Annotated in this window: 23 protein-coding genes and 1 tRNA gene; 4 read left to right on the top strand and 20 right to left on the bottom strand. The window is 67.1% G+C overall.

The features are described from left to right. The first annotated feature begins 5 nt into the window (after positions 1–5). Positions 6–1,031, top strand: a complete 1,026-nt coding sequence (gene pspF, locus SARO_RS05760; protein WP_041550757.1) for a phage shock protein operon transcriptional activator — start codon at positions 6–8, stop codon at positions 1,029–1,031. A gap of 84 nt (positions 1,032–1,115) precedes the next feature. Next, positions 1,116–2,189, top strand: a complete 1,074-nt coding sequence (recF, locus tag SARO_RS05755; RefSeq protein ID WP_011444812.1) for a DNA replication/repair protein RecF — start codon at positions 1,116–1,118, stop codon at positions 2,187–2,189. Positions 2,190–2,217: 28 nt separating this feature from the next. On the opposite strand, the gene SARO_RS05750 is transcribed toward recF, so the two are convergent. Next, complete coding sequence (locus SARO_RS05750; protein WP_011444811.1) at positions 2,218–2,901, bottom strand: arylesterase; 684 nt, start codon at positions 2,899–2,901, stop codon at positions 2,218–2,220. 68 nt (positions 2,902–2,969) lie between these two features. Here SARO_RS05750 and SARO_RS05745 point away from each other — a divergent pair, with 68 nt between their 5' ends. After that, positions 2,970–3,662, top strand: a complete 693-nt coding sequence (locus tag SARO_RS05745) for an ABC transporter ATP-binding protein (protein ID WP_011444810.1) — start codon at positions 2,970–2,972, stop codon at positions 3,660–3,662. Beyond that, positions 3,659–6,202 carry an ABC transporter permease gene (locus SARO_RS05740; RefSeq protein ID WP_011444809.1) on the top strand — a complete coding sequence of 848 codons (2,544 nt, stop codon included), beginning with the start codon at positions 3,659–3,661 and terminating at the stop codon, positions 6,200–6,202. The genes SARO_RS05745 and SARO_RS05740 overlap by 4 nt, the downstream gene beginning before the upstream one ends. Here the strand turns inward: SARO_RS05740 and SARO_RS05735 are convergent. The 19 genes from SARO_RS05735 to SARO_RS05645 form a co-directional block, all read right to left on the bottom strand. Continuing rightward, positions 6,199–6,615 (bottom strand): DUF805 domain-containing protein, encoded by a 417-nt coding sequence (locus tag SARO_RS05735; protein WP_011444808.1) that lies wholly within the window; start codon positions 6,613–6,615, stop codon positions 6,199–6,201. The genes SARO_RS05740 and SARO_RS05735 overlap by 4 nt on opposite strands. A gap of 17 nt (positions 6,616–6,632) precedes the next feature. Then, positions 6,633–7,103 (bottom strand): DUF805 domain-containing protein, encoded by a 471-nt coding sequence (locus tag SARO_RS05730; protein ID WP_011444807.1) that lies wholly within the window; start codon positions 7,101–7,103, stop codon positions 6,633–6,635. Positions 7,104–7,149: 46 nt separating this feature from the next. Beyond that, a complete protein-coding gene (locus SARO_RS05725) occupies positions 7,150–8,070 on the bottom strand; it encodes an NAD-dependent epimerase/dehydratase family protein (protein WP_011444806.1) in 921 nt (306 codons plus the stop codon). Next, positions 8,070–9,203: a glutamate 5-kinase gene (gene proB / locus SARO_RS05720; protein WP_011444805.1), complete on the bottom strand. Its 1,134-nt coding sequence runs from the start codon at positions 9,201–9,203 to the stop codon at positions 8,070–8,072. The genes SARO_RS05725 and proB overlap by 1 nt, the downstream gene beginning before the upstream one ends. Before the next feature lie 131 nt (positions 9,204–9,334). Continuing rightward, the gene (gene obgE / locus SARO_RS05715) at positions 9,335–10,393 is read right to left on the bottom strand and encodes a GTPase ObgE (RefSeq protein WP_011444804.1); all 1,059 of its coding nucleotides are present in this window, start codon (positions 10,391–10,393) and stop codon (positions 9,335–9,337) included. A gap of 136 nt (positions 10,394–10,529) precedes the next feature. After that, a tRNA-Ala gene (locus SARO_RS05710) sits at positions 10,530–10,605 on the bottom strand. Between the two features lie 107 nt (positions 10,606–10,712). Beyond that, on the bottom strand, positions 10,713–11,444 hold the full coding sequence (locus tag SARO_RS05705) for a hypothetical protein (RefSeq protein ID WP_011444803.1): 732 nt from the start codon (positions 11,442–11,444) through the stop codon (positions 10,713–10,715). 172 nt (positions 11,445–11,616) lie between these two features. Further along, on the bottom strand, positions 11,617–12,360 hold the full coding sequence (locus SARO_RS05700; RefSeq protein WP_011444802.1) for a Bax inhibitor-1/YccA family protein: 744 nt from the start codon (positions 12,358–12,360) through the stop codon (positions 11,617–11,619). A 114-nt stretch (positions 12,361–12,474) separates the two neighbouring features. Next, positions 12,475–13,284, bottom strand: coding sequence for a pyrroline-5-carboxylate reductase (proC, locus tag SARO_RS05695; RefSeq protein ID WP_011444801.1), 810 nt, complete (start codon positions 13,282–13,284; stop codon positions 12,475–12,477). Between the two features lie 82 nt (positions 13,285–13,366). Beyond that, positions 13,367–13,870 (bottom strand): YbjN domain-containing protein, encoded by a 504-nt coding sequence (locus tag SARO_RS05690; protein WP_011444800.1) that lies wholly within the window; start codon positions 13,868–13,870, stop codon positions 13,367–13,369. A 202-nt stretch (positions 13,871–14,072) separates the two neighbouring features. After that, positions 14,073–16,265: an SPOR domain-containing protein gene (locus SARO_RS05685; protein WP_011444799.1), complete on the bottom strand. Its 2,193-nt coding sequence runs from the start codon at positions 16,263–16,265 to the stop codon at positions 14,073–14,075. 62 nt (positions 16,266–16,327) lie between these two features. After that, positions 16,328–17,803, bottom strand: a complete 1,476-nt coding sequence (ftsZ, locus tag SARO_RS05680; protein WP_011444798.1) for a cell division protein FtsZ — start codon at positions 17,801–17,803, stop codon at positions 16,328–16,330. A gap of 194 nt (positions 17,804–17,997) precedes the next feature. Beyond that, entirely contained in the window at positions 17,998–19,278 is a 1,281-nt protein-coding gene (ftsA, locus tag SARO_RS05675) for a cell division protein FtsA (protein WP_011444797.1), read from the bottom strand. A gap of 7 nt (positions 19,279–19,285) precedes the next feature. Then, complete coding sequence (locus SARO_RS05670) at positions 19,286–20,248, bottom strand: cell division protein FtsQ/DivIB (RefSeq protein ID WP_011444796.1); 963 nt, start codon at positions 20,246–20,248, stop codon at positions 19,286–19,288. Positions 20,249–20,252: 4 nt separating this feature from the next. Continuing rightward, positions 20,253–21,194 carry a D-alanine--D-alanine ligase gene (locus SARO_RS05665; RefSeq protein WP_011444795.1) on the bottom strand — a complete coding sequence of 314 codons (942 nt, stop codon included), beginning with the start codon at positions 21,192–21,194 and terminating at the stop codon, positions 20,253–20,255. A 43-nt stretch (positions 21,195–21,237) separates the two neighbouring features. Next, on the bottom strand, positions 21,238–22,131 hold the full coding sequence (gene murB / locus SARO_RS05660) for a UDP-N-acetylmuramate dehydrogenase (protein ID WP_011444794.1): 894 nt from the start codon (positions 22,129–22,131) through the stop codon (positions 21,238–21,240). After that, on the bottom strand, positions 22,128–23,552 hold the full coding sequence (murC, locus tag SARO_RS05655; protein WP_011444793.1) for a UDP-N-acetylmuramate--L-alanine ligase: 1,425 nt from the start codon (positions 23,550–23,552) through the stop codon (positions 22,128–22,130). The genes murB and murC overlap by 4 nt, the downstream gene beginning before the upstream one ends. After that, positions 23,549–24,715 (bottom strand): undecaprenyldiphospho-muramoylpentapeptide beta-N-acetylglucosaminyltransferase, encoded by a 1,167-nt coding sequence (gene murG, locus SARO_RS05650; RefSeq protein ID WP_011444792.1) that lies wholly within the window; start codon positions 24,713–24,715, stop codon positions 23,549–23,551. The genes murC and murG overlap by 4 nt, the downstream gene beginning before the upstream one ends. Then, positions 24,712–25,905, bottom strand: a complete 1,194-nt coding sequence (locus SARO_RS05645) for an FtsW/RodA/SpoVE family cell cycle protein (RefSeq protein WP_011444791.1) — start codon at positions 25,903–25,905, stop codon at positions 24,712–24,714. Before SARO_RS05645 ends, murG begins: the two co-directional genes overlap by 4 nt. Positions 25,906–25,923 lie beyond the last annotated feature (18 nt).

Genomic DNA, 25,923 nt, shown 5'->3' with positions numbered 1-25,923 from the left:
TGCGCATGGATCGGGAAGTTCAGTTCATCGGCCAGTCCGGCGCATTCCTCGACGCGGTCGAGCGCGCCAGCCGCGCCGCGCCGATGCGCCGACCGGTCCTGGTGATCGGCGAGCGCGGGACCGGCAAGGAACTGATCGCCGAACGCCTCCACCGCCTGTCGACGCGCTGGCAGGAACCGCTGGTGACGATGAACTGCGCGGCCCTGCCCGAAACCCTGATCGAAGCCGAACTGTTCGGGCACGAGGCGGGCGCCTTCACCGGAGCGACGCGCTCGCGCGTGGGGCGCTTCGAGGAGGCCGACCGGGGCACGCTGTTCCTCGACGAGCTGGGCACGCTGTCGATGGGCGCGCAGGAGCGACTGCTGCGCGCGGTCGAATATGGCGAGGTCACGCGGATCGGATCGAGCAAGCCGGTCCGCGTCGACGTGCGCATCGTGGCGGCAACGAACGAGGACCTGCCCAGGATGGCCGAGCAGGGCAGGTTCCGCGCGGACCTGCTCGACCGGCTGAGCTTCGAGGTCATTACCCTGCCCCCGCTGCGCGTGCGCGAGGGGGACATCGCGGTGCTGGCCGACTACTTCGGGCGGCGCATGGCGGCGGAACTGCATTGGGATGCCTGGCCGGGCTTCGCGCCGCAGACGCAGAGGGCGATGGAAGAATACCCCTGGCCCGGCAACGTGCGCGAGCTGCGCAACGCGGTCGAGCGTGCAGTCTATCGCTGGGACGACTGGAGCACCCCCATCGCCCACGTGCAGTTCGACCCGTTCGAGAGTCCGTGGAAGCCGACGGCATCGACGCGGGCGGACACGGCGGAAAGCGAAAGCGCGCCCACGCCGCGCAGCGCAGGCCCGCATGACTTCGACGGCGTCAGCGACCTTCGCGCCGCAGTTGACGCACACGAGCGGGCGATCATCGAGCATCACCTGGGCCGCAACCGCTACAACCAGCGGCAGACCGCCAAGGCGCTGGGACTGACCTACGACCAGCTTCGCCATTGCATGAAAAAGCACGGATTGATGGAGCGGGGTTGAGGGACGGTTGCTACCAGACGCAAGGCCTGAACGCGCTTCGTCCGCTTTGCGTCTTGCCCGGAAACCCACTAACGCCGCGACACGATGTCCCTCACCCGCCTGACCTTGCGCGACTTTCGCAACCATGCCGCGACGCGGCTGGAGGGCATGCGCGCGTTCAACGTGCTGGTGGGCGAGAACGGCGCGGGCAAGACCAATGTGCTGGAGGCGATCAGCCTGCTGGCGCCGGGGCGCGGGCTACGGCGCGCGCAGCCAGCAGAGATGGCCGGGCGCGAGGGGCCAGGCGGTTTTGCCATAGCAGCCGAAATGGAAGATGGGGCGGTGCAGATCGGCACGGCGACATCTCCCGACGCGCCGGGCCGGCGGTCGGTGCGGATCAATGGCGTCGAAGGGCCCGCGGCACGGCTGGCCGAATGGCTTTCGATAACCTGGCTGACCCCGGCGATGGACCGGATTTTCGCGGAGAGCGCGGGTTCGCGGCGGCGCTTCCTTGACCGGCTGGTGCTGGCTCGCGACCCCGGACATGCGCGCAACGCGACCCGCTATGAAACGGCACTGCGCGAGCGGAACCGCCTGCTGGGCGAGGTTGCCGAGCCTGACCCGCTATGGCTGGACGGGATAGAGGCGCAGATGGCCGAAACCGGCGCAGCCATGGCGGCGGCGCGCACGGAACTGGTGGCGGACTTGTCGCGCGTGCTGGAAACCGTCCCCGATCAACCCTTTGCCCGACCATCGCTGCGCTATGCCAGCGAAGTACCGCCGGACGCCGACGGCTTGCGGGCCATGCTGCGCGAAGGGCGCCGGCGGGACCGGGCGGCAGGGCGTTCGCTGATCGGACCACATCGCGACGACCTGGCCGTCCTGCTCGCAGCGAAGAACGCCCCCGCCGCAGACTGTTCGACGGGGGAGCAGAAGGCGATGCTGATCGCCATCGTGCTGGCCCACGCCGGACTGACGGCCGGGGAGCGCCCGCGGCTGCTGCTGCTCGACGAGATTGCGGCGCACCTTGACCCGGTGCGGCGCGGCGCGCTGTTCGAACGGCTGGCGACGAGCGGCGCGCAAGTGTGGATGACCGGGACCGAGATGGCGCCTTTCGCGCAGATCGCGGGGGAAAGCGCGATCTGGTCTGTGCGCGACGGGGCCGTTTTCGCGCAGTAACCGTCGCCGGTAAGCCGGGACTGCGCGATCAGGGCTTGATCGCCGCCTCCAGTGCATCGGCCACCTGTGCCTGCGTGGCAGCCACGATCCTGTCCACGCCCTGCGCGTTGGGGTGGATATTGTCGTCCAGCATCAGCGCCTTGTTGCCGATCACCGGTTGCAGGAAGAAGGGCACCAGCGCCGCCTTGTGCTTCTTTGCAAGTTCAGGCCAGATGGGATTGAACTTGCGCGCGTAATCCGCGCCGAGGTTGGGCGCGGCGAGCATGCCTGTGAGCACCACGGGAATGCCGCGCTTGTCGAACTCGGTCAGGATCGCATCGAGATTGTCGCGCGTCTGTTCCGGGGGAAGCCCGCGCAGCATGTCGTTGCCGCCGAGGCCGACAAGCGCGAGCACGGGCTTTGCCGGCTGATTGTCCAGCGTGAAGGCGAGCCGCTGGAGCGCGGCGGCGGTGGTGTCGCCCGAAACGCCGGCATTGACCACGCGCGCAGGGGTGCCGGCGGCGTTGAGAGCCGCTTCGAGGCGCGGCGGATAGCCTTCACCCGGGTTGAGGCGATAGCCGGCATAGAGGCTGTCGCCGAACGCGAGGATCACGGGCGCGCCAGCAGGCACGGGGGCCGAAACCTGCGCGGCGGCGGTGGGCTGGGCATCTGGGTTTTTCTCGGGAGAGCAGGCCGCGACCAGAATGGCGGCAATCAGGGCAAGTCGACGCATTGAAACTCCGTGAACGCACACCCAAGTGCCGGTTGCACGCCGCATCCAATCTATGCCACCTGAGGCCCGTGACAAGCACCATAGCACCGGTAATCGCCGCATCCGCCCTTACCCTTTCGCTCGGCACCGGGGAGGCGCGGGTCGAAATCCTGCGCGGTATCGACCTTGCCGTGCTGCCGGGCGAAACGCTGGCGCTGCTGGGACCTTCGGGATCGGGCAAGTCGAGCCTGCTGGCTATACTTTCGGGACTGGAGCGGGCCACGGGCGGAACGCTGTCGGTTGCAGGGGAAGATTTCACCGCGCTTGACGAGGATGGTCTTGCGGCGGCGCGGCGCGGGCGGATCGGGATCGTGTTGCAGGCCTTCCACCTGCTGCCGACGATGACCGCGCTGGAGAACGTGGCGACCCCGCTGGAACTGGCGGGCGTGACCGACGCGATGGCGCGGGCAGAGGCGGAACTGGTGGCGGTCGGGCTCGGGCACCGGCTGAACCACTATCCCGCCCAGCTTTCGGGCGGCGAACAGCAGCGCGTGGCGATTGCCCGCGCGCTGGCGCCCAAGCCCGCGATCCTGTTTGCCGACGAGCCCACCGGGAACCTCGACCATGCTACCGGCGAGGCGGTTGCCGACCTCCTGTTCGCCCGCGCCGAAGAGGCGGGCGCGACGTTCATCATGGTGACGCACGACGAGGCGCTGGCCGCGCGTTGCCGCCGGATCGTGCGGCTGGCCGACGGCCGGATCGCCTCGGACGTGGCGGCATGAACCTTTCGTGGCGCGCCGCATGGGCCATCGCGCGGCGCGGTCTCGACTGGCGCTTCAAGGGGCTGCGCCTGCTGCTGGTGTGCCTCGTGCTGGGAACCGCCGCGCTTTCCGCCATCGGCACGCTGACAGGTGCGATCGAACGCGAGCTATCGACACGCGGGCGCGAGATGCTGGGCGCGGACCTTGAGTTCACGCTGGCGGCGCGCGAACCCGCGCCCGACGAACTGGCCGCGATCGGGATGCTTGGCGAGCTTTCGCAAGGCGCACGGTTGCAGGCGATGGCGGTCAAGGTTGCGCCATCGACCTCGCAGACGGCCACGCCGGTCGAACTCAAGGCGGTGGACGACAGGTGGCCGCTCTACGGGCAATTCGAGCTGGAGGGCGGCAGGACGGCAGGGGCGCCGCAGGGCATGGCGGCATGGATCGCGCCCGGCGTGGCCGACCGGCTGGACGTGAAAGTGGGCGACCGGTTGCGCGTGGGCGAAGCCGTGCTGAGCGTGGCCGGGATCATCGGAAAGGAGCCGGATCGGTTGGCGGAGGGCTTCTCGCTCGGCCCGACGGTGATCGTCAGCAAGGCGGCGCTAGATGCCTCGCGGCTGGTGCAGCCGGGATCGATGGTGCGGACCAAGCTGCGCCTGAAGCTGCCCGCCGGGGCCGATGCGGTGGCTCTGGGCGAGAGCATCAAGGCGCGGTTCCCGCTGGCCGGATACGAAGTGCGCACGCGCGAGAAGGCCTCGCCCGGGCTCGACCGGTTCGTTTCCCGCATGGGGCAGTTCCTCGTGCTGGTGGCGCTGGCGGCGCTGGCCATCGCCGGGATCGGGATCGGCAATGGCGTGAATTCCTACCTCGAGGCGCGGCGGGGCAGCATCGCGACGCTGAAGATACTTGGCGCGTCGAGCGGCGACATCGCGCGGATATACCTGCTGCAACTGGCCGCCGCCTCGTCACTGGCGATCCTCGCCGGGCTGGCTGTCGGGGTGAGCGTGACGCCGCTGCTGGGCAAGGCGCTGGAAGGGTTGCTGCCGATCGAGGCCGGGTTCGTGCTCGACTGGGGAGCGCTCGCCATCGCGGCGGCCTATGGCGCGCTGATCGCGCTGACCTTTGCCGCCCCGCCGCTGGCGCGGGCGCGCGCCTTTCCGGCCATGGCGCTGATGCGCGCGCGGGTGAGCCCGCTTAGCGGCGGCTGGCGCGGCGCAGTGCTGCCGGTCGCGCTGGGCCTTGGCGGGATTGCCGCGCTGGCGGTGCTGACCGCGCCGCAGAAGCTGCTGGCCGCAGGATTCCTGGGCGGCGCGGCGGGTCTGTTCCTGCTACTCTCGGCATTGGGCTGGGGCCTGACGCGCGGGGCGGCGCGGATACCCCGGCCACGGGGCGCGATTGCGCGCATGGCACTGGCGAACCTCTACCGACCCGGCGCGCAGACTTCCGCGCTGGTCGTCGCGCTGGGGTTCGGCCTTGCGGCCTTCGTGCTGCTGGCAGGGGTGCAGACGAGCCTTGACGGCAATATCGCGCGGCGGGTGCCGAACCGCGCGCCCGACTACTTCGTGCTGGACCTGCCGCAGGACAAGGTCGGCGCGTTCGAGGGGGTGGTGAAGGAGGCGGCGCCCGGTGCGGTGCTGCGGATGGTGCCGGCGCTGCGCGGAACGATCGTCGCCTATGGCGCCGAGAACGCGATGACACGCGTGGCCGACCTCAAGGAGATACCGGACAACGCCTGGCCGCTGCGAGGCGACCGGGGCCTGACCTATTCGAGCGAGGTTCCGGAAGGCAATGTCCTGACCGAAGGCGCCTGGTGGCCGACGGACTATGCCGGCGAGCCGCTGGTGTCGGTCGACGACGACCTGCGCGAGGCGTTGGGGCTGAAACTGGGAGACAGGATCGCGGTTTCGGTGCTGGGCGTCGAGCGCAGCGCGCGCATTGCCTCGTTCCGGCGGATCGACTGGGATTCGATGGGCTTCAACTATGTGCTGGTGTTCAGTCCCAACACGCTGGCCGATGCGCCCCACAACCTTGCCGCGACGATCAGCCTGCCCGGGCAGTCCAAGACGGCAGGCGTGCGCCGCGCGATCCTTGGCGGCCTGGTCAAGGCCCTGCCGTCGAGTTCGGTGATCGAGATCGGGCCCGTGCTGGGCCAGGCGCGCGAGATCCTGTCGCAGATGGGGACGGCGATCCTGGCGGCGGCGAGCGTGGCTATCCTGGCCGGAATGGCGGTGCTGACGGGCGCCATCGCGGCCGCGCGCGAGCGCAAGACCTACGACAACGTGATCCTGCGCGTACTGGGCGCAAGCCGCCGGCAATTGCTGGTACTGCTGGTCGCCGAATACGGATTGCTCAGCGCGCTGCTGGCGGGAGTGGCGCTGGTGCTGGGCACGGGCGTGGCCTGGGGCGTGATCGTGTGGCTGTTCGAATTCGACTGGCTGCCGGACTGGACGCGCATCCTCGGCGTGCTGGCCGCCGGCGTGGCGCTGGTGATGGTGCTGGCGGTGGCAGGCTCGATCGGCCTGCTGCGCACGCGCCCGGCGCAAGTGCTGCGCGAGCTTTAGGAGAAAACGTCCGCCGGCGTGGGATTCTTCGGGTCGGGCCCGAAGCGGTTAGGGCCGCGCGTGCCTTCGAGGCACATCAGCACGAGCAGCGCGAACCATCCAAGGACAGGAATGAACCAGAGCAGAAGCAGCCAGCCGGTGCGGTCCTGGTCGTGCAGGCGGCGGACGCTGACGGCAAGGCCGGGCACTATGCTGACCAGCCAGAACAGCCCGCCGATCCAGCCTCCCGCGCCGACAAGCCTGCTGCCATAGGAGAATGCGCCGTTGCCTCGTTCGACTTCGTTCGTGCCGAAGACCGCATTGAGCGCAATCATCACCAGAACGTAGAACAACGCGAACATCCAGTACTCGCGCCGCCGCGAGCGGCCGCTGAAATCGGCGTAGCGCCGATAGGGAAGGATCATCCAGTTCATGCGGCCGCTCCGGTTTGTCAGGCGAAGACGTCGTAACCGACGGGATTCTTCGGATCTTCACCATAGCGGTTGGGACCGCGCGTGCCTTCGAGGCACATGAAGATGAACACGATCAACCCGCCGACGTAAGGGATGAGACCCAGAAGGACCATCCAGCCGGACTTGTCCTGATCGTGGAACCGGCGAACCTGCACGGCGATCGAGGGAATGATGCTGCCAAGGCCCCACACCGTCATGGCGACGACGCCGACCCAGAACAGCGGGCCGGGCGTGCTTTCGCCATTCTCGTCGATGGACATTCCGCCGGCGACGAGCAGCGTGACGCAAACCATCGTGACGATCACGCTGAACAGCATGAACATCCAATATTCCTTGCGCCGCGAACGCCCCGAAAAATCGGCGTAGCGCCGGTACGGCATCAGCATCCATTCCATGTCCGGTTCCCCCTTGTGCCCGCTCGACTTGAGCAGTTGGGACGAGGTGAACACGAATTGGTTACAACTGCAAGTGCATGGCTGCGAATGCCCGCACGACTTACTTGAGCCAGCCCGCCTCGCGGTACCAGGCGGCCGTGGCGTGGAGACCCATGCGGGTTTCGACCTGGGGGGTCCAGATCGCAGGCGGCGGCTGGTTGCCTTCGCCCGCGCGCCAGTCCGGGTGGCACATGTAGCCGACACGGTCCATCGTGAGCTTCGCGCCCTTGCCCCGGAACCGCGCATCGAGCTTCGCGCCGAGGCGCAGCAGGCCCGCCGGCAGGTTCATCGCTGTGACCCGCTTGCCGACCGCAACACCGATGGCCTTTGCCAGCTCGGTATTCGTCCATCCGCCCGTGGTGCCGTCGTCGGGTTCGAAGGTCAGGTGCGTCACCTCCTCGCCGCCGGGGATGAGCGAGAGGAGCAGACGCGCCAGGTCATTGACGTGGATGATCGAGAGGTGGCCCTGCGGCGGCAGCGGCACGATGCCCCTGCGGGCGAGCTTGAACAGCTCGAACATCTCGGTATCGCGCGGGCCGTAGACGGCCGGCGGACGCACCACGGTCCAGTCGAGGCTGCTGGCCTTGACGATCTTTTCCCCCCGCAACTTCGACCTGCCATAGATCGACAGGTCCGGCTCGCGGGCGGAGAGAGAGGAAACGTGGACGAGGCGCGGCACACCGGCAGCCAGCGCGGCATTGACGACGTTGAGCGTGCCGAGGACGTTGCCGGCCTCGAAGCCTTGCGGATCGGGAGCATTGACGACGCCCGCGATGTGCAGGACCACGCTGGCGCGGCCGACAAGGCGCTGGAGCGCGCGCTTGTCGTCAAGGTCGCCCTGCACCCATTCCACGCCGGCGCGCGCTTCCTGGGGACGGCGGGCAAGCGCACGGACTTCTATCCCTGCGCGGGCGGCGAAATCGAGAACCGCCTGCCCGACGAACCCGGTGGCACCGGTGATCGCCAGCAATTCTGCCGCCATTACAGCAGCACCATCTGGTCGCGATGGATCAATGCCGAGCGCGGCGCATAGCCCAGAAGTTCTTCATGCTCGCGGCTGTGGCGCCCCTTGAGGCGCGCGCACTCGGCAGCGTCGTATTCCGAAAGGCCGCGCGCCAGCGTCCGGCCGTCGGGACCGAGCACGGCAATGGCATCGCCGCGCTGGAAATCGCCGTCGACCTCTGTCACTCCGGCGGCAAGCAGGCTGGAGCCACGGGCCAGCGCGGCGGCGGCACCGGCGTCGACCTGCACGCTGCCGCGCATCCGCATTCGCCCGCCGAGCCAGGCCTTGCGCGCCTGCTTGCGTCCGCGTGGCAGGAACAGGGTGCCGCGCGCAGCGCCCATGGCAGCGGCGATCGGGGCAACGGGCTGTCCGTCGATGATGGCAAGCGCCATTCCGGCAAGCTCGGCAATTTCGGCGGCCTGGAGCTTGGACGTCATGCCGCCCGAGCCGAGTCCGGAAGACGAACCGCCAGTGGCCATGGCGTGGATTTCAGGGGTCACGCCCTTGACCACGGGAATGCGGGTGGCGCCGGGCTGGCGGGGGTCGCGATCGTAGAGACCGTCGATGTCGGACAGGAGCAGCACACCCGATGCGCCTGCGGCCTGGCCCACACGGGCGGCAAGGCGGTCGTTGTCTCCGAAACGGATTTCCTGGGTTGCGACGGAATCGTTCTCGTTGATCACCGGCACCGCGCATGCCGCGAGCAGCGTGCCCAGCGTGGCGGTGACATTGAGGTAACGTCGGCGATCCTCGAGATCTTCGAGCGTCAGCAGGATCTGCGCGGCGGTGAGCCCGTGCTGCGCCAGAAGTTCGGCCCAGAGCCCCGCGAGCGCGATCTGGCCCACCGAGGCGGCGGCCTGGGCGTCGGAGAGGCTGCCCCGCCCGCCCTTGGCAAGCCCGAGCTTGCGCGCACCGAGCGCGATCGCGCCGGAGGAGACGACGATGACTTCCTGTCCGGCCGCGCGCATGGCGGCGATCTCGGACACCAGGGCAGAAAGCCATTCGCGGCGCGGCTCGCCATCCTTGCCGACAAGCAGGGCCGACCCGACCTTGACCACGAGGCGCGGACAGGTGGAAGCCTGGGTCAGTTGGGCAAGCTGGCTGATCTTCATGGGGAGCCGCTTAGGCCAAATGTGGCGGTGCGTGAAGGGTTACCGGTCGGATATGCAGGGCGTCGTGTCTATGACGCCAAGCGTGGCCGCCGCGTCCCTCGACAGGCGCGGGACGGGCGGATGGAACGCGGTCAGATCGGGGACCAGGGCTTCTGGTCTTCCGCTTCCTCGACCTCGCCGGTCGGGCGTTCGGTCACCGTGGCGGCGGGGAGATACTCGAGGACAGCGTCAAGCAATGCGTCCATGCCCTTGCCGGTGGCGCCGGAGATCGGAAACACACGGTCCGCGCCCCCTTCGAGGAGTTCGTCCTGGAACGCCTTGACCAGTTCCTTGTCGACCAGATCGATCTTGTTGAGCGCGACAAGGCGCGGCTTCTCGTCGAGGCCGGCGCCATAGGCTTCGAGTTCGCCCTCGACGATGTGCATGGCCTCGACCGGATCGACGTCGCTGTGAATGTCGATAAGGTGGATGAGCACGCGGCAACGCTCGATATGGCCCAGGAAGCGGTCGCCGATGCCGGCGCCATCGGCCGCGCCTTCGATCAGGCCCGGAATGTCGGCCAGCACGAATTCGCGGTTGCGGTGGCGCACGACGCCAAGCTGCGGACGCAACGTGGTGAACGCGTAATCGCCGACCTTGGCCTTGGTATTGGTGATCTGGTTGATGAAGGTCGACTTGCCGGCGTTGGGCAGGCCGACAAGGCCGGCGTCCGCCAGAAGCTTCAGACGCAACCAGACGTACATTTCCTCGCCCGGCCAGCCTGGACCGTGCTGGCGCGGGGCGCGATTGGTCGACGTCTTGTAGGATGCATTGCCGCGCCCGCCGTCGCCGCCGCGCAGCAGGATTTCGCGCTGGCCCGCTTCGGTAAGGTCGAGCAGCACCGTCTCGCGGTCATCGTCGAGCACCTGCGTGCCGACGGGGACCTTGATGACAAGGTCGTTGCCGCCCGCGCCGGTACGGTTCTTGCCCGCGCCTCCATGGCCGCGCTGCGCCTTGAAATGCTGCGCATAGCGGAAGTCGATCAGAGTGTTGAGACCGGTTACGGCCTCGAAGATGATGTCGCCGCCCTTGCCGCCGTCGCCGCCATCGGGTCCGCCGTACTCGACGTACTTCTCACGCCGGAAACTGACCGCGCCGGGACCGCCCTGCCCCGAGCGGATGAAGATCTTGGCCTGATCGAGAAAATGCATCTGGGTAACGTGTCCACTGACAGGCCCGAATGCAATAGGACGCCGCGCCCCGTAAGCGAGCCTGCTGGTCCCGTTCATGGAGTGCCGGTGTCTCGAACCGCAAGGCGCCTGCCTGATCAGGCGGTTCGATGATACCTGGTGGAGCCGAGGGGGATCGAACCCCTGACCTCGTCATTGCGAACGACGCGCTCTCCCATCTGAGCTACGGCCCCGTTCCCGGTATCGCCCGTCAGGTGATTCCTGCCGGGAGCGCCGCCATTAGCGCAGCGTTCCCGACCTTACCAGACCAAAATTCACATTTTTGCGGGGTTGCCGACGCTCAGTTTGCAGCCCCGCTCGCGCCGGAAATGCCGGTTCCCGGAAGGGCTGCCGCCGGCTGCGCGGTGGTGACGGGCTTGCCGTACTGCGCCTCCCATATGGCGAGATCGTTGCGGTAGATTTCGTAGCGCCGGTAGAAATCGTCGAACACCACCTCGATGCTCGGCAAACTGCGGACGGCGAAGGCTTCAAGCTCTGCGGACTTTACCACCGCACCGTCGCGGCCGACGGCGAGGACCGCATCACAGAAATCGGTCAGGGTCGGCGGCAGGGCGAAGTGGTTGTAGACGGCGGTGATGTAGGTTTCGCGCGGGGCGATGAACTTTGCGCCGTACTTTTCCTTGAACTCCGCATCGAGGCGCTTGTTGATCGCGTTCAGAGCCTTGGCGTGGGTGGTAAGGAAGCCCTTGTAGAGCGGCAGGATGCCCGCGTGCTGCGGCGCCGAGCAGTTGAGCGCTGCGACATTGTACGCCGCGCGCAGGTTCCACACCATCTGCGCGGTCGAGATGTTGCGGTTGAGCGACTGACGCAGGCCGTTGGCATCGGCCGGCGGGACATAGATGTTCTCGGACGCACCGTTGGGGGCCTTGGGCCGCGGCGGGATGATCACGACCTTGGGAGGCGGTGGAGGCGGCGGCGGGGGCGGCGGCGGCGGCGCGGCGCACGAAGCAAGGCCGATGGCCAGCGCGGAGAGCAGGAAAGTCGGCGCTAGGATGCGCCCGAAGCGAGACATTGGCATTCCCCCGGATGACCCCGCGGCACGGAAAACCCTGCGCCCGGCATCCTTGTTGCAAGCTGAACGGCAAGTCTAGCGCGCGATCATGCCTTTGAGAATCCCCGAAAGACACAAAACCCGGCGAACCGTTGGCTCGCCGGGTACGTAATTCATCCAGAATGAAAACAGATCAGCGGCGGTCGCCCATGAACTGCAGCAGGAACTGGAACATGTTGATGAAGTCGAGGTAGAGGTTCAGCGCGCCGAGGACCACGGCCTTGCCCGCGAAATCGGTTCCCGCGACATAGGCATACTGCTCCTTGAGCTTCTGCGTATCATAGGCGGTAAGACCCGCGAAGATCAGCACGCCAAGGAAGCTGACCGCCCAGGCGAGACCCGGCGACTGCAGGAACATGTTGATCAGCGAAGCAATCAGCAGGCCGAACACGCCCATGATGAGGAAGCTGCCGAAGCCCGACAGGTCCTTCTTGGTGGTGTAGCCGAACAGGCTGAGGCCGGCGAAGGCGCCCGCCGTTGCGAAGAACGTCACCGCGATCGAGGGGCCGGTGTAGATGAAGAAGATCGCCGAAAGCGACAGACCCATCGCGACGCTGAAGCCCCAGAACATCGCCTGCATTGCGAAGGTCGAGAGGCGGTTCACGCCAAAGCTCATGATCATCACGAAGGCCAGCGGGGCGAGCGCCACGACCCAGCGGAGCGGCGTGCCGAACACGGCGAGCGCGGCGCCCGAAGTGGCGAACAGCAGCGCGACGATGCCCGAAAGCAGGACGCCCGAGGCCATGTAGTTGTAGATCGACAGCATGTGACGGCGCAGGCCTGCATCGAACACTTCGCTGCGGCCTTGGACGCCGGAAAGGCTCGGAGACGCGCCGAAGCCCGTTCCGGTGGGCCGAGGGTCGTTCCAGTTTGCCATCTTTTTTCAAGCTCCGTTTTGCGGCCCGAATGGCCACGTCCGACGAATATCGGCGCTCTCGCCCCGGGTTTCAAGCGAAACCGGTGCGCACCATCGGCAACGAATTGTAACGAATTATTGCTGACGCGCCCGCGCCTGCTCCGTCATCTCGGCGCTGCGGTCGCGCGCACCGCGCAAGGTGTCCTCCACGAGGCGCGCAAGACGGCGCTCGGCGTCGAGGATGTCGATGCCAACCTGCGTGACCCCGCCGGGGCTGGCGACCCGGCGCGCGAGTTCACCCGGCGAGTGTTCGGAGGCGGCGGCGAGCATGGCCGAACCCTCCACCATCGACAGCGCCAGGCGGTCAGCCTGGTCGCGCGGCAGGCCGAGAGCGGCAGCGCCTTCGGCCAGGGCATCGATGAAGCGGTACACGAAGGCAGGACCCGAACCAGCGAGCGCGGTGACAAGGTCCATCTGATCCTCGCCCGAGAGCCATTCCGCCTGCCCCAACGGTGCCATCAGCGCGTCAGTCTCGGCACGGGCGGCCTCGTCCGCATCGCCGAACAGCGCGATCGGGGACTTGCCTAGCGCGGCGGCCAGGTTGGGCATGACGCGGACGATTGCACGCGCTTCGGGGAAAGTACGGCGCAAGGTGGCGAGGTCGACGCCCGCAAGTATCGACAGCAACAGGGTGCGCGGCCCGACGAAGGGGCGCACGGCCTGCGCCGCGTCGGGCAACTGCTGCGGCTTGAAGCCGAGCAGGACGATGTCGAACGCATCCTCGCCGGCGGGCGCAGCTTCGAGCAGGCGAACGCCGTGCGGCGCCGCTTCGAGATAGGGATCGACCACGGTGAAGGTTTCCGGCGCCAGACCGCCGGCAAGCCAGCCCTTGAGCATGGCTCCGCCCATGTTGCCGCAGCCGAACTGGAGAAAGGTCTTGGTCATCGCCGCTGCCCCTTGAATCGCGCCAGATTGAGTCGCGTGAGGGCGCTCAATGCCGCCACCTGCCCGCGACAGCAAGCCGCGTTCAGGCTTCGCCGGCGGCGTCTACCAGCGCGCTGGCCAGCGCTTCGGCGGGGCTCTTGTCGCCCCACAGGATGAACTGGAAGGCCGGATAGAAGCGGTCGCACTCGTCCACCGCCGCCTCGATCGCCGCCTGCGCCTGGCCGAGGCTGAGGAGGCCTTCGTCGCCGAGCATCAGGCCGTGGCGGTAGAGGAGCACCGAACCGTTGGACCAGATGTCGAAGTGACCGATCCACACCTGCTCGTTGATGAGGGCCATCAACTCGTAGACCGGGCCCTTCTTGTCATCCGGAATGCGGATGTCGGGCAGGCAGAGGATCTGGAGAACGTGGTCTTCGGTGCGCCAGATCGCGCGGACCTGGTAGTTGGCCCAGGAGCCCTGAATCTCGCCGGTCACCTCGTCGTCCGAGACGAATTCGCAAGGCCAGCCGCGCGCCTCGAATAGCGAGGCGATCATGTCGACAGGCGCTGCCTCTTCGCGCTCGTTGTCGTCATGGCCGGTCCGCATCGTACGTCCCCTGATCACTCGCTAGGCCTCCCGGAATGGTCGGCCCCCGGCAGGGCGATTGCCCGACCTGCCGTCAGGCCTGTCCATGAAGGCTGCAACCCCTTGCCGACAATCTTGGCTTAACAGGCGGTTGGGCAAAACTCGACAAGCTTGTGGGTAAGCTGTGGACAAGGGGTGAACAGCCGACGCCCGAAAAGGTTGCCTACTTCAGCGCGAGAGTATCGACCGGCTGGCCCGCCGGGCTCGTCCACTGATAGCTGGAAACGCCACTTTTACGAAGTTTTCCAATGAATTCCTGCGCCGCCGCTTCGCTCTCGAAGGGACCGGTGAGCAAGCGGAAATTGTTGCGCCAGGGCGACAGGAAAGGCTTGCGACCGCGCAGGACCTCGGGTGCCTCCTTAACGATACGGCGCCACTCGTTGTCCATCACGTCCTTGTTTGCCCCGGTAAGCACCTGGACCCAGATGCGGCTGGGGTGAGAAGGCTCCGCCTTCTTTGCCTTGGCGTCCTTTGCGGCTGCCTTGGCATCCTTCGCGCCCGTCTTGGTGTCCTTCGGGGCGGTCTTGGTGTCTTTCAAGCCCGCCTTGAGGTCCTTCGGCGAGGGTTTTTCGGCATCCTTCGCGGACGTGCGGGACACATCGATCGGGCCATCGGGCCGTTCGCCGCGCGTGTCGGGCTTAACCGGCTTCGGCGCTGGCTTGGGTGGAAGGCGTGTGATGTCCACGGCCGGACGATCGGCGGTGCGCTCTTCCGCTGGCGGAGTGAAGCTCTTGAACAGGCTCGCAAAGTCGGCCGGACGCTGCGGTGCTGCCGCAGCGGCAACGGGCGCGGGAGCAGCAGGAGGCGGGACAGTTGCCGCAGCGACCTGCGCCGGCTGCGATGGCGGCAGCGCGACCGGCGCGAGCGATGCCGAAGCGTTGGAGGCGGAGGAAGCCGGAGGAACGGGTGCAGCCGCCTGAACCGGGGCTGCTGCCGCAACCTGGGCCGAACCGCCTACCCGAGCCAGATCGAAGCTTCCTGGCCTGGCAACGGCGGAGGCCGGAACGGGCGACGCGGAGACCGGTGCGGAAGAAGCGGCAGGCGGGGCGACGGTTGTTGCCGGGACGGGCCGCGCCGCCACTTCACGGGCGGGCACCGGCGGCGTCGCGCTCGGACGCGAAACCGTTGCGGGCGTTGTTGCACGGATGGGCGGCACGGCGGGTCTCGGGGCACCCGGCGGAAGATCGAGAGCGGAGAGGACCGTCGGCCTGGGCGCCGCCGACGCGGGCTGCGGAACCGATGCAGCAGCGGCGGACGCCACCTGCGGCGAGGACGGTGCCGCCGGACGAGCAGCGGCCGGCGGAAGTGCCGCAGCCGGTTGCGGTGAAATGGGCGTGACCGTCACGCTGACCGGCTTGGCGACCGGAGTGGCTGCCGCCAGTTTCTTGTCGTCCCTGCCCGGCCGCCGACGCCTCTCGCGGCTCGCCTTGTCTGTCGAAGCTGCAACGCCGGGACCGAGCGGCGCGCCCGACGGGATGAGGCCCGCCTCGGCGGTGCGGGGCGCACGCGGATTGAGGGCGGCGTACTGGACGATGCGCGGGTCATCGCGGCCGATATCCGCGGCACGCGGGAAACGGCCAAGGTTGGCGGCGGCGGCCTGTTGCGCGGTGGTAAGGCGCGGCATGTAGCGCAGATAGGGCGCGATGCCTGCGGCAAGTTCCTGCGGCATCGTCGCATAGGCAATGGCCACCGCTTCGTCCGGGCCACCGGTCACGGCCATGACGAACGTGCGGGTGCGCCAGGTAGGACGATCCTGCCGCTGGATCAGGGGCGCGAGCAGGGCTTCGGCAGCACGGCGATCTCCGGAAATAGCGAGGCTCAGCGCATAACGGCGGGTGACTTCGTCGTCCGCTCCCCGGCTGAGCGCGACCTGGTACCAGCGCTGCGCCCGGGCGTTGTCGCCGACAAGATCGTAGGCAAGGCCACGGTCGGAAGCCATCGCGAAGGTATCGCCTCCTGCACGCTCGGCCTCGTCAAACGCCCGGATGGCGCTGACCGGGTCCTCGCCCACCAGGTAGGCGCGCCCCATGACCACGCCTGCCCTCGGGTTGTTGGGCTGCACTTCATTGGCGCGGGTGACGAAGCCGATTGCCGCATCGCTGTCGCCAAGGCGAAGCGCGGCCTCTGCCGCATCGAACAGGGCGGGCACGTTGCGCGGATCGGCTGCCAGCCGGGCAAGGGCCGCGTTGAGTTCGCGGCTTGCGCTGGGTGCCGTGGACTGGACGACCGGGCGCGAGACCATGCCGCCGCCATCGGGATCGTCATCGGCCTGAGCCAGCGCCGCAGGCGCCGATGCCCCCAGCAGGAGCCCGATCGAAAACCTGATCCCTTGCGCGAAGGTGAAACGATTCGTCATCCAGCCGCGCTCATACCAACGTGAAGATGAAGCGGCGGCAACACGCCGCCGCTCCTTTAGGCTTACTGGTTGTTCTGACGACCAAGGAAGCGTGGGATGTTCAGCGCCCCGCCCTCATCGCCATCGTCCTCTTCGCTGGCACGGCTGCCACGCGAAAGGTTCGCCATGCGTTCGAACAGGGTGCTGCCCCCGGCAGGCTTTGCCGGCGCCGCTTCCGGCGCGCGGCCGAGACGCGGCATAGCCGGTTCCGGTGCCGGTTCGGGAGCAAATTCCGGCTGCTGCACTGGTTCTTCCATGCCGCCGAGCAGCAGTTCCTCGGCCTCGGGACGGGCAGGCGCTTCCTGCACTTCGGACAGGTCGAGCGTGAGGTCGAGCGGTTCAGGCTCGGCCGCGGGCGTTGCGGCTGGGGCGGGCTGGACCTGCTCGGCGGCCGGGGTCCAGGCTTGCTGGACAGGTTCAGGCGCGGGAGCCGGGGCAGCAACGGGCGCTGCGGGCGGCGCGGAGGGAACGGCAGGCCCGCGCGACGTGCCGGGAATGGAGACCGGGCGCGAAGCGATTTCCGCCTGCTCCTGGCTTTGCTCGATGCCCGTGGCGACGACCGACACGCGAATCTTGCCATCGAGGTCCGGATTGAAGGCCGAACCCCAGATGATGTTCGCGTTGGGATCGACCAGCTCGCGGATGTGATTCGCGGCCTCGTCGACTTCGAGCAGCTTCATGTCGTCGCCGCCGATGATCGAGATGATGACGCCCTTCGCGCCCTGCATCGACACGCCATCGAGGAGCGGATTGGCAATCGCGCGCTCCGCGGCTTCGAGCGCGCGGTTCGCGCCTTCGCCCTCGCCGGTGCCCATCATCGCCTTGCCCATCTCGCCCATGACCGAACGGACGTCGGCGAAGTCGAGGTTGATGAGGCCCGGCATGACCATGAGGTCGGTGATCGAGCGGACACCCTGCTGGAGAACCTCGTCGGCGAGCTGGAAGGCTTCCTTGAAGGTCGTTTCCGCCTTGGCCACCAGAAACAGGTTCTGGTTCGGAATGACGATGAGCGTATCGACGTGCTTCTGCAGTTCCTCGATGCCCGATTCCGCAGCGCGCATGCGGCGCGTGCCTTCGAACAGGAACGGCTTGGTCACCACGCCGACAGTCAGCACGCCCTTGCGACGGGCTGCCTCGGCGATGACCGGCGCTGCGCCGGTGCCGGTGCCGCCGCCCATGCCGGCGGCGATGAATACCATGTGGACGCCGTCGAGCGCGCGCTCCAGTTCCTCGATGGTCTCTTCCGCAGCGGCGCGGCCGACTTCGGGACGAGCGCCTGCGCCGAGGCCCTGGGTGATGTCCGGGCCGAGCTGGATGCGATGTTCCGCGATGGAATTGTTCAGGGCCTGCGCGTCGGTGTTGACGACGATGAAGTCGACACCCTCGATCCGGGCCTTGATCATGTTCGCGATGGCATTGCCACCTGCGCCACCAACCCCGATCACCGTGATCCGGGGCCGAAGCTCGTCGATGGCCGGCGGTCCGATGTTGATGCTCATTGTCGGTCTCCCAAGCGGGTCAGTGCTTCGCCTTTGGCTGCCGAACGGCCTTTGGCGAGATTGGAAAAGTTCACATTAACCTGTGGCACAAGGCGGAGTTACGAATCAAAGGCGGTTTAACCTTTTCCACAGGTTGGAACACGATACGGAGCCGCAATTCGGCCATTTTGGAGGCGGAGCGGTGGATAACTCCGTCAGAAATAGTCGCGCACCGCGCGCACCAGCCGACTCACCAGCTTCATCCCCTTGTATGAACCGGTAGGCGCGAAGGCCGGACCGATCGCGCGAATGTCGACCGGATCGGCCGCCGCAAACAGCACGAGTCCCACCAGAGTCGAGGAACTTGGCGTCGCATGCCCCGGCGGCAAGCCGAGCATGGTCGGCGGAGATCCGATACGGACCGGACGGCCAAGCGCAGACTGCGCATAGTCAGCCAGCCCCGGAAGCTGCGCACCGCCACCAGTCAGCACGACCTGCTGGCCGGTCTGCCCGACAAAGCCCATGCTCTTGAGCGAACGGGACACTTCTTCAGTGAAGAAACCGAGCTGCTGGGTGATGACCGAGATCAGTTCGGCACGGGGAATGCGGTTCTTGTCGTCGGCGTGACGAGCGACAGGCCCGCCCTCCGGATCGCCGGGCGCGTTCACCGGGATCATCTCGCGGTGATCCGCCGGGCTGGCGATGGCCGAACCCGACATACATTTGAGGCGTTCCGCCTGGTAGCGGCGGATGCCGAAAGCCGAGGCGATGGCATCGGTAATGTCGCCCGAACCGTACTGGATCACCTGCATTCCCAGCAGCATGCCCGCCGCATAGACCGAAACGGTGGTCACTTCCGCACCGAATTCGACCAGTGCGACGCCCAGTTCGCGCTCTTCCGGCGTCAGGCAGGCGTGGCCAGCCGCAACCGGCGAGCCGACAACCGCCTCGACTTCGAGGTGGGCGTTTTCCACCGCCTCGCGGATGTTGCGGACCGGCGCGCCATCGGCGAGCATGACGTGGATGTCGACCGCGAGCCGTTCGGCATGAAGGCCCTTGGGATTGGGCACCCCGTGCGCCCCGTCGAGCGTGTAGTGCGCTGGCTGGGCATGGAGCACCGTCCGGCCATCGGGCTGGATCACCTCGCGCCCCGCGACCAGCAGATGCTCGATGTCGTCCTGTTCGATCCGGCGCCCGCCGACATCGACCTCGACCCGCGCGGTCGTGCTGGCGAGCCCCGCCCCCGAGCAGCCGATCCAGACCTTCTGGATGCCGATGTTCGCCATCTTCTCTGCGCGCTCGATCGCATCGCGCACCGAATGGGTAGCGGCCTGCATGTCGGTCACGTAGCCGCGCTTGATGCCTTGTGCCGCGCGGTGGCCCGAACCGAGGACGACCATCTCGCCGGTTTCGGAAAGACCTGCGATCATCGCGGACACACGAAACGAGCCGATGTTGACGGCGGCGAAAATCTTGGAAATGCGAGGCGTTGCCATCCCCGCCTTATCCCTCGTCGCTCTTGGCGGAGGCGGCGCGCTTGGCCTCTGCCCTCGCCTGCTCTTCGGCGCGCTTTTCAGCGGCGACCTCGTCGGCATGACCGGGGACTCGCATGTAGATGCGATCGGGCGCGCGCATGTCGAACGCGGCGACCTTGCCGCCGAGGAGGCGGTTGACGCCATCCATGCGGGCAAAGCTGAGAAGTGCGCTGGCGGCGGTCTCGTCACCTTCGGGCAGGGCGAGGACCTGGCCGGTCTTGAAGGTCAGGTTCCAGCGGCGGTTGCCCACCCACTCGGCCTCGGAAACCTGGGGTTTGAGCGCGGGCGCGGCATCGAGCAGGCGGGTGAGATCCTCCACCCGCTGGCCCACGCCCATGCCCGAAAGCACCAGCATGCCTTTTGCGCGGTCGGCGCGGACCGATTCGAGTTCGACGCCCGTATCATCGATCAGGACCATTCGGTCGGGCTTGCGCAGCACGGCGTGGGGCGTGCGCTCAACGATGTCGATCACCAGCGTATCGGGCAGCTTGCGCGAGACGCGGGCATCCTTGACCCAGGGAAGCTGGTTCAGCTCGTCGCGCAGCGCCGCAAGATCGAGCGTGGTCATCGCGCGGTCGTTCTGGCCGAGGATGCGTTCGTAGATCTTCGCCTCGTTCATGCGGTTGACGCCGCGCACTTCGAGGTGGCTGACCTTGAAACCGGCGTCCGATGCGATGATCGCCGCCTGTTCGGAAACGAGCGCCGGAATGCCCGCCATGACCGCCACAGTCCAGACGAGACCGGCCGCGGCGGCCAGGATCAGCGTCATGAGGATGCGGTGAAGCGTCTCTTCCGAGAACGGCAGCCAGCGCAGGACACTGTCGAGCACGGACCCGGTCTGCTGGCGCGCGGTCTGGACCTTGCGCTGCGCCGAACGCGCTGCGGTCGCGCGCCGCACGCCCTTTCCGCCACGCTTGATCGTCTGCGCCATGGGTTCAGGCCTTTCCTGCGTCCTTCAGGGCTTCGGCGATGATCGCCTCCACCAGATCGGAATAATCCATGCCGAGCGCCCGCGCCTGTTCCGGCACGAGGCTGAGCGGCGTCATGCCCGGCTGGGTGTTCACTTCCAGCAGGAACAGTCCCTCGACGCCCTGCTCGTCATCCCAGCGGAAGTCGGAACGACTGGTCCCCTTGCAGCCGAGCAACCTGTGGGCCCGCAGCGCAATGTCCTTGCACGCCTCGGTGATCTCGTCGGGAATCTCGGCGGGACAGATGTGGTCGGTCATGCCCTCGGTGTACTTGGCGTCGAAGTCGTAGAAGCCGGACTTCGGACGAAGTTCGGTGACCAGAAGCGCGCGGTCGCCGATCACGGCGGTCGTCAGCTCGCGCCCGCGGATGAAGGGTTCGGCGAGGAGCTGGTCGAATTCCTGCCACGGGCCCTTGCTCGCCGCGCTGATCGGGCTGCCGTAATTGCCCTCGGCAGTGACGATCGCGACCCCGACCGATGACCCTTCGTTGACGGGCTTCAGCACATAGGGGCGCGGCAGCGGATCGGCCTTGTAGAGGTCAGCCGTCTTGACCATGCGCCCGCCGGGCATCGGGATGCCATGTGGCACCAGCGCCTGCTTGGTCAGTTCCTTATCGATCGCGATGACCGAGGTGACCAGGCCGGAGTGGGTATAGGTCAGGCCCATGATGTCCATCAGGCCCTGGATCGAACCATCCTCGCCCGGGGTGCCGTGCAGGGCATTGAACACGACGTCAGGCTTCGCCTCGGCCAGGCGCAGTGCGACGTCGCGGTCCATGTCGATGCGCGTGACTTGGTGCCCCTTCGATTCAAGAGCCTTGGCCACGCCCTCGCCGGACATGAGCGACACGGGGCGTTCGCTGGACCAGCCACCCATGAGGACTGCAACGTGAAGTTTGGGCAGGGACACTCTCAGCATTCTCCGTTCGGCTCGAGTCGATGGGCGGGCACCGTCATGGCCGGCCTATCCTCTTGATTTCCCATTCGAGGTCCACGCCTGAACTCGCCTTCACGCGGCGGCGGACTTCCTCGCCCAGGCCTTCGATCTCGGCGCTGGTGGCAGTGCCGGTGTTGATGAGGAAATTGGTGTGCTTTTCGCTGACCTGCGCGCCGCCGATCTGGAGGCCGCGGCAGCCGGCCTTGTCGACCAGTTCCCAGGCCTTGCCGCCATCGGGGTTCTTGAAGGTTGAGCCGCCGGTCTTGGAACGCAGCGGCTGCGAAGCCTCGCGCGCGGCGCTGATGCGGTCCATCTCGGCCTGGATCGCTTCCGGATTGCCGGGATGCCCGCGAAAGCGGGCTGCGACGACGATCGAACCGTCGGTCAGGTTGGAATGACGGTAGGTATAGCCGAGTTCGGACAGCGGCAGGGTGACGATCTCGCCCGAGCGGATCACGACGTCGCAATCGACAAGCACGTCCTTGACCTCGCGGCCATAGGCGCCGCCGTTCATGCGTACGAAGCCGCCGACCGTGCCGGGAATCGAACGGAGAAATTCGAGACCGGCGATGCCGTTGTCGCGCGCGGTCGAGGAAACGAGAATGCCGCTCGCGCCGCCGCCGCAATCGAGCGTGACCTCGTCGACCTTCGCGACCTTGGCGAAGGCCTTGCCGAGGCGGATCACCACGCCCGGCACACCACCATCGCGCACGATCAGATTGGAGCCGAGGCCCAGCGCCATGACCGGCACTTCCGGGGCAAGGCCCGCGAGAAAATCCTGGAGGTCGGCCACGTCCCGTGGTTCGAACAGCCAATCGGCGGTGCCACCGGACTTGAACCAGACCAGCGGAGCGAGCGGGGCATCTGGGGTCAGTTTTCCCCTCACGCTGGAAGGGACCGAATTGCTCACGCCCCAGCCCTTTCGCGCGCGATCGCGTCGGCAAGACCTGCTGCCCACTTGGTGATGTCACCTGCGCCGAGGCACACGACCATGTCGCCCGCCTGCACTGTGGCGGCAAGCTCCTTCGCCAGCTCATCCGCACCCGTGGTCAGGTGCGCGCTGCGGTGGCCCCGCGCCTTGATGCCTTCGACCATGGCCGCGCTGTCCACGCCTTCGATGGGCTGCTCGCCGGCCGGATAGACGGGCGCGGCATAGACCACGTCAGCATCGTTGAAGGCGCCCTGGAACTCGTCCATGTGGTCGCGCAGGCGGGTGAAGCGGTGCGGCTGAACAACGGCGATGACGCGGCCCTGCACGCCCTCGCGTGCGGCGGCCAGAACGGCGCGGATTTCGACCGGATGGTGGCCGTAGTCGTCGATTATCGTGACTGCTCCAGAGCCAATGTCGACTTCACCGACCTTGGTGAAGCGGCGCTTGACCCCGCCGAACTTGGCAAAGCCGCCGCGAATGAGTTCGTCCGAGACGCCCATTTCCACCGCCACGGCAACAGCGGCGAGCGCGTTCTGAACGTTATGGCGGCCCGGCATCGGCAGTTCGATGCCTTCGATGCGGCGGAACGAGCCATCGCGCTGGCGCAGCACGGCGGTGAAGCGGTTGCCGCCCGGGATCGGGGTCACGCCCTCGCCGCGCACGTCGGCCTGGGCGGAGAAGCCATAGGTCACGACACGGCGGTCGCGCACCTTGGGGATGATCGCCTGGACTTCCGGATGGTCGATGCAGAGCATCGCCGCGCCATAGAAAGGCACGTTCTCGATGAACTCGACGAAGGCAGACTTCACTCGCTCGAAGCTGCCATAGTGATCGAGATGCTCGGGATCGATGTTGGTGACGACCGCAAGCGTGCCGTCGAGGCGCAGGAAGGAACCGTCGCTTTCGTCGGCCTCCACCACCATCCAGTCGCTGTCGCCCAGGCGCGCGTTCGAGCCATAGGAATTGATGATGCCGCCATTGATGACGGTGGGATCGATCCCCCCGGCGTCAAGAAGACAGGCGACCATCGAAGTCGTGGTGGTCTTGCCGTGGGTACCGGCAACCGCGACCGTGCTTTTCAGCCGCATTAGCTCGGCAAGCATTTCGGCGCGGCGGACGACGGGAATGCGGTTCTCGAGCGCGGCGACGACTTCCGGATTGTCGCGCTTGACCGCGGTCGAGGTGACGACGACGGCAACGCCGGCGACGTTCTCGGCCTTCTGGCCGATCATCACCTTGATCCCGCGCGAGCGCAGGCCTTCGACGACATAGCTTTCCGCCATGTCCGAACCCTGCACCGAATAGCCCATGTTGTGCATGACCTCGGCAATGCCTGACATGCCGATGCCGCCGATGCCGACGAAATGGATCGTGCCGATCTCGGTGCCGACGCCCTTCATGCCAGTTGCTCCTGCCCGGATGCGGCCGAGACGGTGGAATCGAGGCGGATCACGTCCATGATCGGGCTGGCGCCGAAGCTTTCGACGAGGTCAGCGAGGTCCTTGACGGCATTGGGCAGGCCGCAGTTCCACGCGGCATGCGCGGCATTGGCAAGGGTGTGCGGGTGCTGGGCCATGGCCTGGATCTGCTTTGCAAGTTCCTTGGGGGTGAAGCCGGACTGCCGGATCGCGCGGGCGCCCCCGGCGGCAACGACTTCGCGCGTGTTGGCGGCCTGATGATCGTCGGTCGCGATCGGCAGGGGAACGAGGATCGCCGGACGGCCGACGGCGGTCAGTTCGGCGATGGTCGAGGCCCCTGCCCGCCCGATGAACAGGTGCGTGCCCGCGAGCCGGGCCTGCATGTCCTCGAAATAGGTGCCAAGTTCAGCGGGGATTTCGTGCGCGGCATAGCGGGCGCGAACGACCTCGAGGTCCTCAGGCCGGCACTGCTGGGTCACCTGCAGGCGGTGGCGCAAGGCGGGGGGCAACATCGCGAGACCATCGGGCACGACTTCCGAGAGGATCGATGCGCCCTGGCTCCCGCCGGTCACGAGGACGCGGAACAGGCTGTCCTCGGTAAATTCGGGGAACGGTTCTCCGCGTAGCGCCAGCACATCCGGGCGCACGGGATTGCCCACGCGGTGAACCTTGCCCCACAGCTTCGGGTCGAGCCGGTCGACCTCGCCATAGGCGGTCGCGATGGCGTCGACCCGCTTGGCCAGCAGGCGGTTCACGCGGCCCAGCACCGCGTTCTGTTCGTGGATGACGGTCGGGATCCTGGCCGCATGAGCCGCGAGCAGGGCGGGAAGCGCCGGATAACCGCCAAAGCCGATCACGCACGAAGGCTCGAAGCTTTCGAACAGACGCAGCGCCATGGCGCGGCCTTGCCAGATCGCGCGCAGGCCCTTGAACAGCGCGACCGGGTTCTTGCCGAGGCGCCCGGCGGGAAGCACGTGCGCAGGCAGGAAATCGGGCTTTCCGGGAATCTTCGCGCCGCGTTCGTCCGTGACCAGCGCAACGTGATGGCCGCGACGGTCCAGTTCCACGGCCAACGCGAAAGCGGGGATCAGGTGTCCGCCGGTGCCGCCGGCAGCCAGCACATAGTGTCGGGACACTGTCGTCATTTGCGCACCAGATCCGTGACCGCGAACTTCTCTCTCGACAGATAGGGATTGCGGCGGGTGATCGCGAGCAGGAAGCCGACGCCCATGAGCAGCGCGATGGTCGACGATCCGCCGTAGCTGATCAGCGGCAAGGTCATGCCTTTCGAGGGAAAGAGTTGCAGGTTGACGAGGATGTTGATGAAGGCCTGCCCGACAAGCTGCGCCGTCAGCCCGGTCGCCGCAAGGATCGTGAACAGGTCTTCTTCATCCAGCAGGCGCATCAGCACGCGCAGCGCGATCATGCAATAGATGGCAACGACCACCGCGCAGGCGATCAGCCCGAATTCCTCACCGATCACCGAAAAGATATAGTCGGTATGCGCCTCGGGCAGCGCGTTCTTGCGGCTGCCCAGCCAGAGGCCGGTACCGCTCCACCCGCCGTTGAGAAGCGTGCGCATGGCAAGGTCGACCTGGTCGAACTCGCTGCCGCCGGAAATGAAGTTGTCGATGCGATGGGTTGCGTTCGGGTAGAACAGATAGGCCGCGACAACGGCCGCCACGCCCCCGCCCATCGACCACAGGATGCGGTTCACCGAAAGCCCCGACAAGAGCACCAGCACGAACCAGACGCCGCCGAACAGAACCGTCGACCCGAAGTCAGGCTGCGCCATCAGCAGGATGCCGACGAGGCCCATGATGGCGATCGTGATCGGAATGACCGGAATGTTGGGATCGCGCACGCGCCAGGACAAAATCCACGCGATGGCGATCGCAAATCCCGGCTTGAGGAACTCCGAAGGCTGGAGGCTGAAGCCGATCCACAGCCAGCGCTTGGCCCCCTTCACCTCGCTGCCGACGAGCGGCACGAGAACCAGCGCGACGAGCATCGCCGCCGCCAGCAGGATCGCGGCGCGTCTGGCCGCTTCCTTGGGCAGGACCGAGGCGAAGAACATCGCGACCATGCCGACCACCACCCAGCGCAGGTGGATCCAGAAGAAGTAGAGGTCGCCCAGCGCCTTCTGGCTGGTGGAGAGGCGATGCGCGCTGGCGGGGCTTGCCGCGGCAACGGCGATGCAGCCGATCGCCACGAGGAAAAGGATAAGTCCCAGCAGGACGCGATCGATCTCGCGCCACCAGATAAGGAGTTCACTGCGCCTGCTGCGCCGGAACCGCGAACCGTGGCCGACAACCTTCACGCCGCCGTCGGGCATGGTGGTGGTGACAAGGCG

Source organism: Novosphingobium aromaticivorans DSM 12444 (assembly GCF_000013325.1).
GTDB classification, from domain to species: domain Bacteria; phylum Pseudomonadota; class Alphaproteobacteria; order Sphingomonadales; family Sphingomonadaceae; genus Novosphingobium; species Novosphingobium aromaticivorans.
Note: the sequence above shows the minus strand (reverse complement) of the source record. Positions and strands in the feature narration are given on the sequence as shown.